Raw genomic sequence first — 18,295 nt, 5'->3', positions numbered from 1 at the left:
GCCTATTCCGACAGCAGATCCTTCACCCGCCGCGCAAAAGCATCGCTGAGGAACGGCTTGGTCATCACATGCATGCCATGCTCCAGGTGGCCGTGGTTCAGCACAGCGTTTTCGGCATAACCGGTGACGAACAGCACCTTGAAGTCGGGCCGCTCCGCACGCACCGCATCCGCCAGCTGCCTCCCGTTCATGCCGCCAGGCAGACCGACATCGGTTACCAGGAGATCGATCGGCTGGCCTGAATTGATGATCTTCAGCGCCGTCGGCGCATCACCGGCCTCAAGTACGTGATAGCCAAGCTCTTCGAGTATCTCGACGGCCACCATGCGCACCAGCGGCTCGTCATCGACCACCAGGATAGTTTCGTGCTCGGCGGAGTGCGGTGTTGCGGTCACATCGACCACATCCTCCTCACCCACGTCATCCGCAAGGTGGCGCGGTAGATGGATGCAGATCATCGTTCCCTTGCCAGGTTCCGAATAAATCCGCGCCGTACCACCGGATTGACCGGCAAAACCATGCACCATGGAAAGGCCAAGACCCGTACCCTGCCCGATCGGTTTGGTCGTGTAGAACGGATCGAAGGCGCGTTCGACGATTTCCGGCGACATGCCCGTCCCGGTGTCGCTGACGCAGAGCGACACATATTGTCCGGGCGGAAGACCGCGCTGGCGGCCAGCCCGCTCGTCGAACCAGCGATTGGATGTCTCGATCGTCAGCTTGCCACCGTCGGGCATCGCATCGCGTGCATTGATACACAGGTTGAGCAAAGCATTTTCGAGCTGTCCAACATCCACGAATGTGGTCCAGAGCCCACCTGCAAAAGCAGTCTCCACATGGATTGTCGGCCCGACGCTGCGGGTAATCAGGTCCTGCATGCCAGAAACAAGGCGGTTGAGAAGCACCGGCTTCGGATCGAGCGTCTGCCGGCGTGAAAAGGCAAGCAATCGCTGCGTCAGGCCAGCGGCGCGTTTGGCAGCCCCCTGCGCACCAGTAAGATAACGATCAAGGTCACTGATCCGACCCTGCGCCAGCCGCGTCTGCATCAGCTCAAGCGAGCCGGAAATACCGGCCAGCAGATTGTTGAAATCATGCGCCAGTCCGCCGGTCAGCTGGCCAACCGCCTCCATTTTATGGGAGTGGCGCAACTGTTCTTCGGCACGCATCAGCTCGGCTGTGCGCTCGGCCACACGCTGTTCCAGCGTCTCGTTCAGCGCCTTGAGGTCAGAAGTCGCCTTGTCGCGCTCTGCCTCGACCGAACGTCGCTGTTCTATGTCGATCAGCACGCCGGGAAAATTCAGGGCTTTCCCGTCCGGTCCCAGTTCTACTCGACCATTTGCTTCGAGCCAGTAGTAGTTCCCGTCGTGTCGCCTCGTGCGATATTGATGGATATACGGGCCACCGCGCTTCAAGGCATCGGCAATCGCCTCCAACAGCCCTGCCCTGTCGTCAGGATGGACCGTTTCTGTAACCTGGTCGAGCGTTAGATTGCTGTGGCCGAGTCCCGGATCCAGTCCGAAGGCGGTCGCCAGAGCGTCGTCTCCGGTGAAGCGGTCGGCCTGCACGTCCCAGAACCAGGTGCCGATGATAGCACCTGCGGCGAGTGCGAGCTGTACCCGCTGAACGTTTCGACGAGCCACCGCCTCGCTGGCACGCAATGCTTCCTCGGCCTGCTTGCGAGCGGTGATGTCGCGGAACATGACCGAGACCTGCCTTAGGCTCGCAGGCTCCACCCGTGAACTCGACACCTCTATGTGCCGGCCGATCGCCTCGAATTTCTGCTCGAAGCGAACCGTCTTGCCGGTCTTCAGCACATCGCCGTAAAGAGCAATCCACTTGTCCGCTGCATCGGGCTCGATCTCCCGCAGCCTTTTCCCGACGATATCGGCAATCCCTGTCTGCCGTTCATAACCGGTATTGGCTTCGATATGAACATAGTCGCTTAGCGGCCCATGCGGACCGTCGATGAATTCGATGATGCAGAAACCTTCGTCGATCGCCTCGAAAAGCGCGCGATATCGCGCTTCGCTCCGGAAAAGGGCATCGTCATCCGGAAAATGAAGCATTTCGTCAGAACTCAAGGACAGATCCTCTTAACGGCGATGGACGTGAATACCATAACGCCGAAACAAGGAAATCGGTTGCTAGCCAACAAATATCGCGACTACGCCTTCAATCCGCCCGCCATCATCGCAAAAGCTTCCACCGCCTTGGGCAGCACCTCCGCCGGGTTGTCGCTTGCTGCGACCCAGAGCGCGGCGTTGAGCGCCGCACCGTTTAGCAACCGCGACGCGGCCTCGATATCGACGGGCTTCATGATCCCGTTTTCGACCAGGGACCGCACCCCCTTGCGCGTCTCGGCAAGGCAGCTGTTCTGGCTCGGCCACTGCGACGGATCGCCAAGCACCGCCGGCCCGTCGAGCAGCACGATCCGCTGGATTTCCGGGTCGAGCGCCATCTCGATATAGGCCGCTCCTTCGGCGAGCAGCGCCTGCCAGATATCTCCCTCGTCGCCGCCTGCCTTCTTCTCTGCAATCTCTCGGGCACGGGCCGCCATTTCGCCGTCGAGCTGATCTACAACCGCCGCCAGCAGGCCACGCTTGTCGCCAAAATTATGATAGAGCGCCCCGCGCGTCAGCCCGGCCTCCGCCGTCAAATCGTCCATCGGGGCATTCGCATAACCCTTTTCCGCAAAGGCCTTACGCGCCGCCGCGATCAGCTTCGCGCGGTTCTCCTCCATCTTTTCCAGACGTTTTCCAGCCATGACGGACTCCGGATTTCAGATACGCTACGTATATGAACTTGACATACGAGACGTATGCGACCAATTTACATACGAGCCGTATATCAAATTCGACCCCGGCTTGTGAAGTCGCATTCCATCGGATGCGCGATTCCAGAAATTGCAAGGAAAGGTCAGATCATGACAAAGCGTGAAACCATTTTCCCACCGAACCGCCACGCTCTTTATGAGCAGCACGGCTATTCCGCCGCCATTCGTTCCGGCGATCTCCTGTTCGTCTCGGGCCAGGTCGGCAGCCGCGAGGACGGCACGCCGGAACCGGATTTCAAGGCGCAGGTAGAACTGGCCTTCGACAATCTCAAATCCGTCCTGAAGGCGGCCGGCGCGGGGCTCGACGACATCATCGACGTCACGACTTTCCACACCGACCCCGAAAACCAGTTCGGCACGATCATGGAGGTGAAGAGCCGGATCTTCCCTTCTGCCCCCTATCCCAACTGGACGGCCATCGGCACCACATGGCTCTCGGGCTTCGATTTCGAAATCAAGGTCATCGCCCGCATTCCGCAATCGGCCTGACACGCCGTTTGCACACGGCGCGACATGATACAATGCCTGCGTTTGGCGGGGATGATATCACCCGGCACCGAAATTATTCCCGTGGCGCCGAAAGGACTTGGCCCGAATGCCGGGTCCGTTTCATCCTCACGCCGGGCGATAGCGCGACAATATCCCCGTCATCGGATGGGAACCGGGTTCGCGAACCGGCCTCCTTCACAACGGGCCGCAACTCGGTTTCCGGTGATGGTCGTGAATGCGGTCAAACGGGAACTGACCAGTCCCGAAAAGACCAAATGAACCGGCCGGGGCAGGCAGACCAAGATCTACCTTATACCCCATACCCACTGCCTGCCCCATTCCCGCTTCAACCACGCCGGCGCAAGCCTGCGTGGGTATAGGTGTTTGCGGCCGTATCGTCTCGCTCGGCTCACGAAGACTAAAGCCGGTGATCGGGAAACAACGGCGCATGCCCGCCGACGAAATACCGATCCAGCTCCGCCTCCGTCACCTCGGAAAGCGTCGCAGGCTGCCATTGCGGATTGCGATCTTTGTCGATCACCGCAGCACGCACGCCCTCATAGAAATCGCGGTTGCGTAGAAGCTCCGAAGCGACGGTGAATTCCCGCTCCAGGCATTCCACCAGGCTTGAGCTTTTCCGCCCGGCACGCAGCAATCTCAGCGTCAGTTTGAGGCTTGTCGGCGAACGCTTGACAATCACGCCCCGCGTGGACTCGGCGAAATTGCCTTCTTCCCTATCCAATGCCGCAAGGATCTCTTCGATAGTATCGAAGGAAAATACTCGGTCGATCAGCGCCCGCTGCCCTTCAAGCCTGCTCTCTCCCGGTGCAGTCGAAAACCTGCCGATCACCGCAGCCACATCCGCGTCCGACGCACCGGCACGGAGTGCGCTCAGCGCTTCTGTCATCGCACCGAGCTGTTCCGAAGGCACATGGTAATCCGCGAAACCTGCATAGATCGCGTCCGCGGCACCGACGATCTCGCCGGTCAGGCCCATCCACGTCCCTGCCTCACCCGGCGCACGTGGCAAAAGCCAAGTCGCACCGACATCGGGCACGTAACCGATCCCGGTTTCCGGCATCGCAAGCTTCGTCCGTTCGGTAACGATCCGGTGCTTTCCATGCGACGCGACGCCGACGCCGCCACCCATGACGATGCCGTCCATCACTGCCACATAGGGTTTGGGATAACGCGCGATCGTGTAGTTGATCGGAAATTCCTCGCGCCAGAACCGGGTAACTTCCGGATCATGCGCCTTGCCGAGCTGATAGATGGCCCTGATATCACCGCCGGCGCAAAGCCCACGCTCGCCCTCACCCATCAAGATAACGCAGGAAATCTCAGGGCTCCCGGCGAAGCGCTCCATCGCCGGCTTCATCGCATGCACCATAGCAAGGTTGAGGCTGTTCAGCGCCTTCGGCCTGTTGAGCCTGATGATCGCCGCCGACCCGATGCGGTCGAAAAGGATTTCGTCGGTCTGAACTGCGCTGTCGCTCATGCCTGCCTCAGGATGTCATTGACGGTTCCCGATCATAACGGGCGGCAAAGCGGTGAGGCCAGACAAAATATCGGACCGGATTGCCGCATCGGCGATATAGACGGAGCGAGGGCGCCTGCCTGAACAGGCCGGCGCCCAAGCTCTTATTCCGCAGCCATCGGTAGATCCCGACGACCTTCGAACAGATCACCCTGATTGGCAGGCGGCTTCTCGTTTTCGCCCTCCTTCACCTTCGGCTCGCGGCCGAAGAACAGGGCGTAACCCGCAGGCAGGACCAGGATGGTCAGCACGGTGGCGACCATGATACCGCCCATCATCGCATAGGCGAGCGGTCCCCAGAACAGACCCCAGGAGATGGGGATCAGCGCCAGCACCGCCGTCATCGCGGTCAGCATGATCGGCCGGAAACGGCGCACGGCAGCGCCGATGATCGCCTCCTGACGATGCATGCCCGCCGCAATATCCTGGTCGATCTGGTCGATCAGGATGATCGAGTTGCGGATGATGATGCCGAGCAACGCGATGACACCGAGGATCGCCACGAAGCCGAAGGGTGCGCCGGTGATCAACAGCGCCATTGCAGCGCCGATGATGCCGAGCGGACCGGTGGCCAGCACCAGCATCGCCTTGCCGAAATGCCTCAGCTGCATCATCAGGAGCAACATGATGACGAGCAGCATGATCGGCGCCTTGGCGGCAATCGATGCCTGACTTTCGGCAGCATCCTCCGCGCCACCCTGAATCTCGATCTTGTAACCGGCCGGAAGTGCGGATCTCAGGTCGGAGATGGAATTGTAGAAGTTGAGCGATGCCTGGGTCGACTCGATACCATCAGGCAGCGTTGCCTTGACGGTGATCGTCGGCAGGCGGTCGCGCCGCCATTCGATCCCCTGCTCCATGACGGGCACGACTTCGGCGATCTGCGACACCGGCACGAAGCCACCGAAATCGGTCGGCACATAGACCGACTGCACGGCAGAGAGCAGGTCGCGGGTCGCATCCGGTTCGCGCAGGACGATCGAGACTGTTTCCTCGCCATCGCGGAAATCGGCAAGTGGAGCACCGGCGGTTGCAGCCTGCAGCATTTGCCGCACGCGCTGAGACGAGACGCCGAGCGCACGGGCGCGGTCCTGATCGATGACCAGCTTCATGCCCGGCACCGGCTCCATCCAGTCGTCGTGGATCGAACCGAAAAGCGGGTTCTGGTGGTAACGCTCCTTCACCTGATCGGCGATACGGCGCACTTCCGCCTTGTCCGGACCGATGACGCGCATCTGCACAGGCCAGCCGGTCGGCGGGCCGAGGAACAGGCGGTCGACCTTGCTGCGCACGGTCGGGAAGTCGTCGGCCAGTATCTGCCGCAACTTGACGATCATCCGCTCGCGCTCTTCCAGCCCCTTGGACATGATCAACAGCTGGGCATAGTTCGGGTTGCGAAGCTGCTGGTCGAGCGGCAGGAAGAAGCGCGGTGCGCCTTCACCGATAAAGGTGGCGATGAAGGTCTTGTCCTGATCGAGCATGATCTTGTCTTCGAGCGCCTTGGCCTGACGTTCCACTTCCTCGATCGCGGTCCCTTCCGGCAGCCACATGTCGACCAGGATTTCCGGCCGCGACGATTGCGGGAAGAAGCTCTGCGGAATGAACTGGAACGACCACAGGCTGCCGGCAAAGATGCCCAGCGTGGAGAGAAGGATAATCGCCTTGTGGCGGACGGCCCAGGTCACCGCATGCCGCACGCCGCGATACATCCGCGTATCATAGGCGTCGTGATGATGGCCTGTCCCCGCATGGGCGCGCTGCTTCAACAACATGTAGCCGAGCCAAGGCGTGAAATAGACCGCCACGAACCACGACACGACCAGCGCGATGCCGACCACGTAGAACAGCGAGCGGACATATTCACCAGCGGTCGAATCCGCGAAGCCTACCGGAATGAAGCCCGCAGTGGTAATCAGCGTGCCGGTCAGCATCGGGAAGGCGGTGGAGGAATAGGCGAAGGTCGCAGCCTCGAGCCGCGGAAGCCCCTCTTCCAGCTTCCGCTCCATCATCTCGACCACGATCATCGCGTCGTCGACCAGCAAGCCGAGAGCAATGATCAGCGCGCCGAGCGAGATACGCTGCAGCTCGATGCCGAGATAATACATGATGGCGAGCGTTGCTGCGAGTACCAGCGGAATGGCGATCGCGATCACGATGCCCGAGCGCCAGCCGATCGAGATCAGCGAGACGACGAGCACGATCGCCAGCGCCTCCATCAGCGCCTGGGTAAACTCGCCGACCGCTTCGGTCACGACTTCCGGCTGGTTGGAAATCTGGTGCACTTCGGCACCGATCGGTAGCGTTTCGGCAAAACGCTCGTACATTGCCTCGACGTTGTGGCCGACATCGGTCACCTTGAAGCCGTTCGCCATGACGATGCCCAGCTGCACGCTGTCATGTCCATTGAAGCGGAACTTGCGCTCATAGGGATCGACCAGCCCGTCCTTGACGGTGGCGATATCGCCAAGCCGGATGACCTGGTTGCCGGTCTTGATCCTCAGCTCGCGAATATCCTCCGGCGTCGTCACGCCGCCCTCGACAGAGATGCGCACCGAACGGTCGGCGGTCTGGACGCTGCCGGATGCATCGATATCGTTCTGGCCGGCGAGTGCCGTCTGGATGTCGGTGACGGTCAGGCCACGCTCGGCAAGCGCCTTCGAGGAAACGTCGATGAAGATCTTCTGCGGCTGGTCGCCGAGAATGGTCGCCTTTTCGACACCCGGCACGGTAAGCAGCATGTCACGCGCTTGGATGGCGAACTTCTTCAGCTCCGGATAACCGTAACCGTCGCCAGTAATTGCATGCAGGGTGATATAGGTGTCACCGAATTCGTCGTTGAAATAGGGGCCGCGCAGCCCGGTCGGCAGGTCCTGCTTGATGTCGCTGATCTTCTTGCGCACCTGGTAGAAGGCGTCTGCCACGTCCTGCGCATTCGTATCGCCCTTGACCTGGATGGTCGAGATCGAAAAACCGGCGCGCGTGTCGGACTTGATCCAGTCAAGATGCGGGGTTTCCTGCAGCTTGCGCTCGATCTTGTTGACCACCTGGTTCTGCATCTCGTCGACCGAGGCGCCCGGCCAGGCGCTCTGCACCACCATGACGCGGAAGGTGAAGTCGGGATCTTCCTTCTGCCCCATGTTCATGATGCCGAGTGCACCCATGACGATGATTAGGCCGAACAGGAAGCGCGCGATGCTCGGATGGCCGATCGCCCAGCGCGACAGGTTGAAACCGCCCTTTTGCTGCGGATGTGCCTGATTGGAGGAACTCATTGGGGTTGTCCTTTTCAGCGCAGGGCGATTAAGGCTGTATCGAAGCAGTGGACTGGCTGGAGACGCTGCCGAAGCGTGACGCAACCGTCTCCGGCAGCTTGACCTTCAACCCGTCCCGCATGAACTGCGTACCGGCCGAAACCACGAGGTCACCCTTGGCAAGCCCTTCCGAGATGCGGGCGACACTGTCGCCATAGCCGGCGACCTTGACCGCCCGTGAACTGACCTCTCCCTTGTCGCGCTCGACGATCCAGACAACCGGCTTGCCGTCCTTCTGGGCAAGAGCGGCCAACGGCACGCCGAATGTCGGCACCACATTGTCCTCGACCGCATCGATCGTTGCCGTCATGCCGATCAGCACGCGGTCGTCGGCGGGAAGGCTGACGCGGACGGCAAAGGTACGGGACTGTGCATCGGCGCTGCCGGCAACTTCGCGAACCTTGCCCTCAAGCACCAGATCCCTTGCCGACCAGAAGCTGGCCTTGACCGCCTTGCCCGGCTTGAAATGCACGATATCCGTTTCCGGCACCGCAATCTGCACTTCCTTCTCGCCATCGACGGCAACGGCAACCACCGTCGTTCCGGCGCTGACAACCTGGCCGACATCAGCGCTGACAGTCGTCACGATGCCGTTCTGCGTTGCCTTCAGCTCGGTATAGGCAACCTGGTTCTGCGCTTCTTCGAGCGCCGATTCAGCCGATTGCAGCTGTGATTGCGCCTGATCGGCGGCAAGTTGCGCCTGTTCGAGCTGCGATTGCGAGGTCACGCTCTTTTCCGCCAGCGTTTCGGCGCGCTTGCGGGCAAGCCCGGTAATCTCAACCTGCTTCTGCGCCGAGGTAAGATCGGCATCTGCGCGACGGACCGAAAGCTGGTAATCGACAGCATCAAGCCTTGCGAGAATGGTGCCGGGCTCAACCCTGTCACCCACATCGACAAGGCGCTCGGTGATCTTGCCGGCAACGCGAAAGCCGAGGTTCATCTCGGTGCGGGCACGTACGGAACCGGAATAGACGAGGCTGCGGCCGATCTCCGGTCCACCGATCTCGACGACCTTCACCGGCCGGACGGGATCAGGTGCCTCAACCTTTTTCTCTTCCGAGCAGGCCGTAAGGGCGCTGAGAGCGACTGCGACAAGCAGCCCTTTTGCAAAAACGCAAGAACGTCGAATTTGGATCACGGACATGGCCCCCACTCCCGGTGGCGATTGAAGAAGGTGCCCTCAAGACACCGGCTATTGATTTCGAGGTGCTTCTATTTCAGCGCCCTGATGGCGAAATCGACCAGATCGGCCGGCGTCGTGCGACGGTTCTCGATCAGGCATTCGGCGATGATTTGCGGGTGACAGAGGGTCACCGTACTATCACAAAGACATTCCGCGGCAGCGTCTGCATCTTGAGCGCGAAACTCACCGGCGACAATACCCTCGCGGATGATGCCGGCAACGATCGCGCGCATCTGCATGATGTGGTCCTCGATCACCGACCACTGCTCCTGAATGGCGACGATTACCATCTCGTGCACCTTGTTCTCATGCAGCAGGGTCTCCACCGTGATGGCGTGCTGCTGCAGGAAATGGTCGCGTATTCGCTCTGCGGCACTCACAGGCCGCGCGGCATTTTCAAGCGCGACCGCACGGCCGGAATTCAACAGCCTGTCAGCCAGCGCCCGGTGAATTTCAGACTTGGACGAGAAGAACCGATAGATGTTTGCCGGCGACATCCCCAGATCCTTGGCGATGTCGGCAACATTCGTCTTCGAATAACCGTAGTGCTTGAACAGCCGCTCGGCCGCATCGAGAATCCGGGTGATGTTTTCCTGACGCACGGCTTCGGCCTGCATGTCGGCACTATCCATAAGCCCTCACAAATTACGACTGACGAATTTTAATTTTCGTCAGTCGTAATTCATAAAAGGAAAACTGTCAACATTGGCGCAGGCGGCAAAACCTCTGGCTGCAGGAGAAAGTCGGGTTGAACAAGTGGAGGGCGGCCCCTCGCCGGCCGCCCTCCACCGCGCTCACCGGCCCGAATGCGGTCCGATGAGGCCGGTGATCTCCGTCACGCGGTCCGCAGGGAACCCGCCCTCTCTGGCGTGACGATAGATCGCCTCGGCGCTTTCGGCCTCGTGGACGCAATACATCTTGTCGCCCGTCACATAGCTGGTGATCCAGGTATAGGGCTCACCCAGCCCATCGACGACCGCGTTCGACTTGGCCGAAATTTCCTTCAGTGTCTGCTGGTCCATGTCTCCAAGACCAGGAATGTTTCGCTCGATAACGAACTGAGGCATAGGAATTCTCCTTGATGGAATAATGAGACGCCTGTCTGGCGCAATTACTGGACGTGACCGGCAGCGGTCGACAGCAGTGCCTGCCTTTTTGCCGGCCCGGGCGTCTCTGCCTGGGCATGAGCGTGCTCGCAGCTGACATTCGGATTGAAGTCGGCAAACGTGCCCTTGGGGTTTTTGCGCCAGGCCCAGACATGCAGCTCGTAGAAAGCCGGCAGTCCGTATCGATTGGGCGCTCCGGTCAGGCTGAACAACTGCCCCTCCAGATTGGCCGGACCTTTGGTCGTGATATATTCCACCGCCACCAATTCCATACGGCCATGCGTGTCCGGCTCGTACATCACGGCCTCGGGCCTGGAGAGATCGATAGCCTCGTCCTTGATCAGGTCCGCATTGACATAATGAATGCCCATCGCCCCGCCATCCACGCCACTCGTGCAGGGAATGGGCGAATAGCCTTCCTTCACCGCCTGTTTCACATCCTTGAACCGGGCATTTGCCTCCCGCACCTTGTCGGGCAGGCCGCCGCCCGCAACAGCCACCGCCGGCAAGGCGGCAGATACGAGAAACATTGCCAACAACGTTTTTATTCGCGTCATGCGTGTCATCTCCAAAAAATGTGCTTGATGCCGGAACTCCCGTCCGGCCGGCGCAATTTCTAGGAAAGACGGCGCTCCACGCATCTCCCGTGCGGGGGATGAACAATATTTTCCGAAACATTATCACAATTGCAGATTGTCAAGATTGACCGCCATGGCACGGCAGGCGCAGGATCATTGCATGGACCAGAAACTGTCTGAAATCATCGGCGCGATTTACGACTGCGTTGCCAGCGAGGCGTCGTGGCCCAATGCCATGCGCCTGATCAACGAAAGGATTGACGGCTTTCTGACGACCATTGCAGTCTTTGACACGCAGACCCGATCCGCAAGCCTTGCGCAAATCGCCTGCGATGACGAGGAAGCCATACGCACCCTCATTCGATATGCGAAGGATGTGCCCTTCTTCCATCTGCTGCACCGGATGGAACTCGACGAACCGGATACGCTGGAGCGGATGTTTGCACTTTATGGCCCGGACGGCGAAGACGTCTGGCAGCGCGGCGATCTCTATCGCAATTTCCATTCCCGCTACGGCGTTTTGAACTCGATCGACATGGCGATCCTGAAACGCCCGCAACGCGTCGGCACGATCAACATTTCGGTCAAATATCAACCGAAGGATCCGGAAATCTTCAACCTCCTGGGCTTGCTCGGCCCGCATATCAGGCGGGCGGTAACGATCCATGACATGTTGGAGATCGAGCGGGATAAGAGCGCCGTTCTTCGCCAAGTGATCAACGCGCTCGACCATGCGGTCTTCATCGTTGCCGATGACATGTCGATCGTTTTCGCCAACGAGACTGCTGAAGCAAGACTGCGCGAACAACATGTCCTGCGCGCCCATGCCGGCAAATTGACCTGCCTGAATGAGTATGCCTGCAACGCATTATCGACCGCTGTCTTGCTTGGTGCGCGCGATGAGATCAGGCTCGGTGCCGCCGGCATCGATGTTCCGCTTGGCTCGAGCGACAGGCCGGCAGTTGCGCATGTCCTGCCTCTCCAGCGCCGACGAGAGGGCGGTGGATACGAGCGCAATGCCGCCGCCGCAATTTTCGTAGCTGCCGCCGGAACCGTGACACAGACAGCACTGGAAGCCGTCGCGGCACTTTTTGCACTAACCCCGGCCGAACGTCGTGTCGTGGGCTATGTCGCCGAAGGCCTGACACGCAACCAGATTGCCGAAGCGCAGGGCATCTCCGATGGAACGGTCAAATCCCAGTTGGGCGCGGTCTACGATAAGACGGGCGCTTCAGATCAGCGCAGCCTTCAGCAACTGATACGGGAATTGACGCCGCCAGTACAAAGAAACGTTTAGTAATGAGTTGTTCAAGTTAATGGCCGTTTTTCTGGCAGGCTATCGGATAAAGTGGTATCAGCAAGATACAGCGTAAATTGAGAAAATCCGCGGGAACGAAATTTCGGTTTGTGCGTTGGATAGCGCCCAGCCGCGAGAGAGTGCGGCTTCGGGGGGGTACATGCATGCAATGATGGAAAGTCACGACGTTTCACTGCTCGACCAGGAGCGCTATCGGCTGCTGGTGGATGCAATCTCGGACTATGCCATCTACATGCTCGATCCATCCGGCCATGTCGTAAGCTGGAATGCCGGCGCACAGCGTTTCAAGGGTTATGAGGCGGCCGAAATCCTCGGCCACCATTTCTCCCGCTTCTACACCAATGAGGACCGCCTCGACCGTCTGCCGGAGCAAGCCATTGAAGCCGCGGTAGCCCACGGTCATTACGAAAGCGAAGGCTGGCGCATTCGCAAGGACGGCACCCGCTTCTGGGCTCATGCCATCATCGATCCGATCTGGGACCGTAATGGCCACCTTCTGGGTTTCGCCAAGGTGACGCGTGACCTGACGGAGCGAAAGAAAGCGGAAGCGGAGCTGCGGCTCAGCGAGGAAAAATTCCAGCTGCTTGTCAACGGCGTCAGCGACTATGCACTTTACATGCTCGATCCCGATGGCTTCGTCACCAACTGGAATGCCGGCGCCGCGCGCATCAAGGGATATACCGCTGACGAAGCGATCGGCAGGCATTTTTCCCACTTCTATACCGACGAGGACCAGGGGAAGGGTGAGCCCGAGCGCAATCTTGATATCGCCCGCCGTGTCGGCAGGGTCGAGCGGGAGGGGCTGCGCCAACGCAATGACGGTACCACTTTCTGGGCCCATGTCGTCATTGATGCCATCCGTGATGAAAGCGGAAATCTGATCGGCTTTGCCAAGATCACCCGCGACGTGACGGAAAAGGTCGAGGCGCAAAAGGCGCTGACCAAGACCCGTGAAGACCTGTTTCAGGCGCAGAAGATGGAGGCGATCGGCCAGCTGACCGGCGGTATCGCCCACGATTTCAACAACCTGCTGATGGCGATCATGGGCAGTCTCGAAATCCTGCGCAAGCGCATGCCCGACGACCCGACCCTTCGCCCGCTGATAGACAATGCGCTTCAGGGTGCGGAACGCGGCGCGGCCCTGACGCAGCGCATGCTCGCCTTTTCCCGCCGGCAGGAATTGAACATGCGCCCGGTCGACGTACAGTCGCTGGTCGCCGGCATGATGGACTTTCTCGAACGCTCGCTGCGTTCATCGATGCGTATCGAAACCCGCTTCCCACCGAACCTGCCACATGTCCTCACCGACGGCGTGCAGCTCGAAACCGCCCTGCTCAATCTCGTGGTCAATGCCCGCGATGCGATGGGCGAAGGCGGAACAGTGACGATCAGCGCAGAACGTCACCAAATTGGCGAAGAGGGTGGAAAACTCCGCAGCGGTGACTATCTGCGTATATGCGTCCGCGATACCGGCGAGGGCATGGATCCCGAGACGGTCGCGCGCGCGACGACCCCCTTCTTCACGACAAAGGGTGTCGGCAAGGGAACAGGATTGGGATTGTCGATGGTTCAGGGACTGACGGAACAATCGGGCGGCATGCTCTCGATCGAAAGCGTCAGGCATGAAGGCACCGCCGTGTCGCTCTTCCTGCCGACGATTGATGAAGAGGATTGCCCCAAGGAAAAGGCGCAAGCCCCGGGCAACGGCGAAAAGCTCGGCGATCGCCCGCTTATCGTGCTTGCCGTCGACGACGATGCGCTCGTGCTGATGAACACGACCCTGATGCTGGAAGATCTCGGCCACCAGGTGATCGAGGCCTATAGCGGCCCGGAGGCGCTGTCGGCATTGAGGCAGGAAGACAATCGCATCGATCTCGTCATTACCGACCATTCCATGCCGAAAATGACTGGCGCGCAACTCGCCGCCGAGATCGCCACAGAATGGCCGGGCCTGCCCGTCGTGCTTGCCACCGGTTATGCCGAACTGCCCGACGGCAGTGGCAGCCACCTGCCCCGACTGCCCAAACCTTTCTCGCAACAGCAGTTGAGCGAAATGATCGGCACGGTGACAGGCACCGGCGCCTGACAAATCAACGCTGAACCATTCACCACGCCATGCGTTGTCTCCCCGTTCCAACACGGGAGGCATCGACATGGTCTTTAAGCATCAGCAATTCTACGAGGCGCCGCCGGAAATCGAGGTTGAGTTTCCCGGCCGGGCAACGCTGGAAGCAACCGTTTCCGACGCCCTCGCCTCATCCGGCGGCATCGATGCAAGCGATGTCATGGTAACCGCAAGCGGCACGGCCATCACGCTTTCAGGCTCCGTCCTCAGACAGGAAGAGCTTGCCCGCGCGGAGGAAATCGCTCGTAGTATCGAGGGTGTCACCGAGGTCAGGAATGACATCGCAGTGACCGGCCTCGATCAGGTTCAGCGCGGCATCTGATATCGCCAACAGGCCCTCTCGACACTCCGCATCAATCTGATCGAGAGGGACTGTAACGCTTTTTCTAAGATCGCCCGGATTTTTGGAACACGCATTGCCGCCAGCCGCGTAACGGCTGTGTAAGACTCATGACGATTTCAGCAAAAACCTAAGAATTGTCATGACTTATCAAAATCCAAGAAACCTCGCTTCGGTCGAGGAAATCAGCACGCAACTGGATGATCCGAACGTTGTCATCCTTGATTGCACCTCAACAGTCATCCCGACGGATGGAGGTAGCGGCTTTGCGGTCGCCGATGGCCGCGGGGCATTCGAAGCGGGCCATATCCCCGGCGCACAATTCGTCGATCTTGAGCGCGACCTTTCCACGCCGTCCGACCACCTGCTTTTCACCCTCCCCTCGACCGAACAATTCGGCAATGCCTTGAACAGGCTCGGGGTTGGAGCAGAAAGCCGCGTCATCCTCTATTCCACCGGCCAGCCCGGCTGGGCGGCACGCGTCTGGCTCCTGCTCCGCGCCTTCGGTTTCGAAAACGCCGCCGTGCTGAATGGTGGCTGGAAGGCATGGACCAATGCCGGCCTGCCGATTGAAATCGGCACGGCAAAGCCTCGTTCCGCGGCTTCAAAGCCATTCGACTGGACCTATCGACCCGGTTTCTTCGTCACAAGCGACGAGGTGGTCGCCCGCACGGAAGACGAGGCTCTGGTCAACGCCCTTGGCGCCGACTCCTTCCGCGGCGAGGCACCGATTGCCTATGGTCGACCGGGGCGCATTCCCGGCAGCGTCAATGTCCCGACATCTTCTCTCGTCGACCCCGACGCCGGCCTCTACCTCTCTCAACAACAGATCGAAAAGATATTTGCCGATGCAGGTGTGAAACCAGATGCGCCGCTGATCGCCTATTGCGGCGCGGGCGTCGCAGCCAGCAACGTCGTTTTTGCCCGCACGCTGAGCGGCGCAGGCGCGCGCTCCGTTGTCTACGACGGCTCGCTGCTGGACTGGTCCTCGGACCCTGATCGTCTGCTCGTCACCGGCTGAACGACATTTCAAAAACAGGAAAGAATTTGATCATGAAACTCCCTTTCGGACGCCGCAGCGCGATCCTGTCCGTGCTTGGCCTCACCCTGCTGGCCGGCATTTCCTCCCCCACATTTGCCCAGGCTGAAGAATTTGCCCCGATCAGGATCGGCATAAATGCCGGGCTTTCGGCAGATGCGGTCAATCAGGCCGCCAAGGAAGCCGCCGAAAAAGGATTGAAGGTTGAGGTCATCGAGTTCACCGATTGGGTCGTTCCCAACGAGGCGCTGAAATCGAAGGAGATCGACGTCAACTATTTCCAGCACCAGCCGTTTCTCGACCAGAACGCCAAGAAGGCCGGTTACGATTTCGTCTCGGTGGGCGTCGGCACACTGACCAAGCTCGGCCTCTATTCAAAGAAATACAAGTCGATCAAAGAACTGCCGGAAGGCGTGAAAGTGGCGATCTCCGACGATCCGGTCAACGGCGGCCGGGCACTCGAACTGCTGCAGTCGATCGGCCTGATCAAGCTCAAGGATGGCCTGACATCGGCAGCCATTCCGGCCGATATCGTCGAGAACCCGAAGAAGCTGGACATTATCGAACTGCCGAACCAGCAGATCCCGCGTGCGCTCGATGATGTCGATCTCGGCCAGGGATATCCGTCCGGCATGGGACTGTTCGGTGTCGATCCGAATTCGGCTCTCGTCTTCGACGGCGTGCAGACCCGCTACGCCCTGCGTTTCTTCGTTCGAAAGGAAGATGAGGCCAACAAAAGCGTTCAGGAATTCGTCAGGACATACCAGAACTCGCCTGAGGTCCGCGCCATCCTCAAGAAGCATTTTGGCGATCTGACCGTCCCTGCCTGGGACTGATAAAAGCCCAGCAAAAAAGGGTGCGACGAAAACCGCCGCACCCTTGATCCAATATCGAAATCCAACAGCCCTGCTTTCAGGCAGGGCTGAAAATGCCTCAGGCAGCAACTTCCGCGGCAGCCTCGGCATGCGATGCATTGAGGCGGCGGGCGACGATGTCGTGGTTGAGCCACTGGACCGGGCCTGTCGGCTCGGAGGATTCGGCAAAGATGAGCTTGCCGGTGGCTTCCACCACGAAGACGCTCAGCAGATCGCTGATCAGAGCCTTGCCGTCGCGGTGCATCTGGGAAATCTCGTTCGACGTCGAGATGGTGAGGTCAGCCTGTTCCTGGCTGTTGGCCATCGGCCATGCCGAGAAATCGTAGAATGGACGCATCACGGCGCTGCCCTGCATGTCGGTGATCTTCTGCAGAACATCCTTCATCGAGAACTCGTCCTTCAGAAGCTTCTCGCAGGCCTGCCACTGGCTTTCAGCCCAGGCACCGCCATTTTCCTTCTTCAGCGCCAGAAGCAGCGGGATCAGCGGAAGCTCGATACCGGTGAAGACGTCGGAAGAATTGGTGCGGATTTCAGGACAATTGTAGACGCTGGCCTTGATGCCTGCACCCCAAGCCTTTTCCGCGATGCCTTCGAGACGCATCTTGGCATAGCCCTGGGTGTAGTTCGTGTAGGTCTGCCAGCGATAATCGCCGTCGATCAGCACTGCAGTGCCATGGTAACCATAGGCCGTGTAACGAACCTGGTTGCCGGCAGCCTCGACGCGCGCACGGATCGCGGCGCTGGCATCGATCAGATGCTGGAAGGTGATGGCGGAAACTTCGTCAAAATTCTGCAGGATGAGCTTGCCCAGATCGCTTTCGATCAGCGCCTGTGAAGACATGTGACGAGCAGCTGTGCCCTTGTAGATGCGGTTGGCGATGACGAGGAAAACCTTCGCCTTCGGAATGCCGCCGGCCATCGTGTGGGCGAAGAAGACGTTGCGGCCTTCGCCGATCATGCCGTCGAGAACGGTCATGACTTCGGAAACAGCATTCTTGAACCGCGCGGTGCCTGCGTCACGGCACTTCTGGATATAATCCCAGTCGAGCGTCTCGGTCTGCCAGTTTTCCAGCGTCAGCTTGGCCAGCAGCTCGGTCGGCGTCGGGCCGCCCTCGGGCGCATCGAGGTCGAAGCCGGCCATGACCGGGATGTTGATGATCTTGCCGCCCAGACGCGCTTCGGCTTCGCTAAGTTCTTCGGCGTTGAGCGGGCGAAGCGCGTTGTTCTCGTCGCGCCGTCCGACCGTCACACCGACGATCGTCATGCCGGCCCGCTTTGCTTCGTCGAGAAGGCCGGTTGCATATCCGCGACCGAACAATTCGCCGAAGAGAACGAAAACGTCGCCCTTACGAAAGACGGTGTTCTCTGCGAGGCGATTTACTGCGACTGGGTTCTTCATGCTGTCAGCTCTTTAGTCAAATTGGTCTTCGAGTCGTCACTCGGAAAGGGTGTCGACAGTCTCATGACCGGAATGGCACGGAATAGGAAGTCATATTAAGTGACTGTACATTTCAAAGCGTGAACAACGCCTAAGTTAGCGTGCATGAAAAGGGCGATGGCT

Annotated in this window: 15 protein-coding genes; 6 read left to right on the top strand and 9 right to left on the bottom strand. The window is 59.7% G+C overall.

Annotation, left to right across the window (positions count from 1 at the left end; translation table 11 throughout):
* Positions 1–2: 2 nt before the first annotated feature.
* Entirely contained in the window at positions 3–2,066 is a 2,064-nt protein-coding gene (locus MRBLMR1_RS01315) for an ATP-binding protein (RefSeq protein WP_500064025.1), read from the bottom strand.
* A gap of 98 nt (positions 2,067–2,164) precedes the next feature.
* Complete coding sequence (locus MRBLMR1_RS01310; RefSeq protein WP_148143120.1) at positions 2,165–2,764, bottom strand: TetR/AcrR family transcriptional regulator; 600 nt, start codon at positions 2,762–2,764, stop codon at positions 2,165–2,167.
* A 159-nt stretch (positions 2,765–2,923) separates the two neighbouring features.
* On the opposite strand from MRBLMR1_RS01310, the gene MRBLMR1_RS01305 reads away from it, so the two are divergent.
* Positions 2,924–3,322, top strand: coding sequence for a RidA family protein (locus MRBLMR1_RS01305; protein ID WP_148143118.1), 399 nt, complete (start codon positions 2,924–2,926; stop codon positions 3,320–3,322).
* Positions 3,323–3,740: 418 nt separating this feature from the next.
* On the opposite strand, the gene MRBLMR1_RS01300 is transcribed toward MRBLMR1_RS01305, so the two are convergent.
* From MRBLMR1_RS01300 to MRBLMR1_RS01275, 6 genes are all read right to left on the bottom strand, one after another.
* Positions 3,741–4,820: an enoyl-CoA hydratase/isomerase family protein gene (locus tag MRBLMR1_RS01300; RefSeq protein WP_148143116.1), complete on the bottom strand. Its 1,080-nt coding sequence runs from the start codon at positions 4,818–4,820 to the stop codon at positions 3,741–3,743.
* A gap of 143 nt (positions 4,821–4,963) precedes the next feature.
* Positions 4,964–8,131 carry an efflux RND transporter permease subunit gene (locus MRBLMR1_RS01295; protein WP_148143114.1) on the bottom strand — a complete coding sequence of 1,056 codons (3,168 nt, stop codon included), beginning with the start codon at positions 8,129–8,131 and terminating at the stop codon, positions 4,964–4,966.
* Between the two features lie 28 nt (positions 8,132–8,159).
* Positions 8,160–9,323 carry an efflux RND transporter periplasmic adaptor subunit gene (locus tag MRBLMR1_RS01290; RefSeq protein ID WP_500063482.1) on the bottom strand — a complete coding sequence of 388 codons (1,164 nt, stop codon included), beginning with the start codon at positions 9,321–9,323 and terminating at the stop codon, positions 8,160–8,162.
* A 59-nt stretch (positions 9,324–9,382) separates the two neighbouring features.
* Complete coding sequence (locus MRBLMR1_RS01285; RefSeq protein WP_183685270.1) at positions 9,383–9,985, bottom strand: TetR/AcrR family transcriptional regulator; 603 nt, start codon at positions 9,983–9,985, stop codon at positions 9,383–9,385.
* Between the two features lie 162 nt (positions 9,986–10,147).
* Positions 10,148–10,420 (bottom strand): DUF4242 domain-containing protein, encoded by a 273-nt coding sequence (locus MRBLMR1_RS01280; protein ID WP_148143109.1) that lies wholly within the window; start codon positions 10,418–10,420, stop codon positions 10,148–10,150.
* 44 nt (positions 10,421–10,464) lie between these two features.
* On the bottom strand, positions 10,465–11,016 hold the full coding sequence (locus MRBLMR1_RS01275) for a hypothetical protein (protein WP_148143108.1): 552 nt from the start codon (positions 11,014–11,016) through the stop codon (positions 10,465–10,467).
* A 181-nt stretch (positions 11,017–11,197) separates the two neighbouring features.
* Here MRBLMR1_RS01275 and MRBLMR1_RS01270 point away from each other — a divergent pair, with 181 nt between their 5' ends.
* The 5 genes from MRBLMR1_RS01270 to MRBLMR1_RS01250 all read left to right on the top strand — a co-directional run bounded on the left by MRBLMR1_RS01270 (position 11,198) and on the right by MRBLMR1_RS01250 (position 16,695).
* On the top strand, positions 11,198–12,334 hold the full coding sequence (locus MRBLMR1_RS01270) for a LuxR C-terminal-related transcriptional regulator (protein ID WP_148143107.1): 1,137 nt from the start codon (positions 11,198–11,200) through the stop codon (positions 12,332–12,334).
* 160 nt (positions 12,335–12,494) lie between these two features.
* On the top strand, positions 12,495–14,441 hold the full coding sequence (locus MRBLMR1_RS01265; RefSeq protein WP_148143106.1) for a hybrid sensor histidine kinase/response regulator: 1,947 nt from the start codon (positions 12,495–12,497) through the stop codon (positions 14,439–14,441).
* A gap of 67 nt (positions 14,442–14,508) precedes the next feature.
* Positions 14,509–14,802, top strand: coding sequence for a BON domain-containing protein (locus MRBLMR1_RS01260; protein ID WP_148143105.1), 294 nt, complete (start codon positions 14,509–14,511; stop codon positions 14,800–14,802).
* Positions 14,803–14,962: 160 nt separating this feature from the next.
* Positions 14,963–15,841, top strand: a complete 879-nt coding sequence (locus MRBLMR1_RS01255; protein WP_148143104.1) for a sulfurtransferase — start codon at positions 14,963–14,965, stop codon at positions 15,839–15,841.
* Positions 15,842–15,873: 32 nt separating this feature from the next.
* A complete protein-coding gene (locus MRBLMR1_RS01250; RefSeq protein ID WP_148143103.1) occupies positions 15,874–16,695 on the top strand; it encodes a MetQ/NlpA family ABC transporter substrate-binding protein in 822 nt (273 codons plus the stop codon).
* 97 nt (positions 16,696–16,792) lie between these two features.
* Here MRBLMR1_RS01250 and MRBLMR1_RS01245 read toward each other — a convergent pair whose 3' ends face one another.
* The gene (locus MRBLMR1_RS01245; protein ID WP_148143102.1) at positions 16,793–18,133 is read right to left on the bottom strand and encodes an enoyl ACP reductase FabMG family protein; all 1,341 of its coding nucleotides are present in this window, start codon (positions 18,131–18,133) and stop codon (positions 16,793–16,795) included.
* Positions 18,134–18,295: the final 162 nt, after the last annotated feature.

It is taken from the genome of Neorhizobium sp. LMR1-1-1.1, assembly GCF_040675795.1.
GTDB lineage: Bacteria > Pseudomonadota > Alphaproteobacteria > Rhizobiales > Rhizobiaceae > Neorhizobium > Neorhizobium cellulosilyticum.
This window is presented reverse-complemented; position numbering and strand designations above follow the sequence as displayed.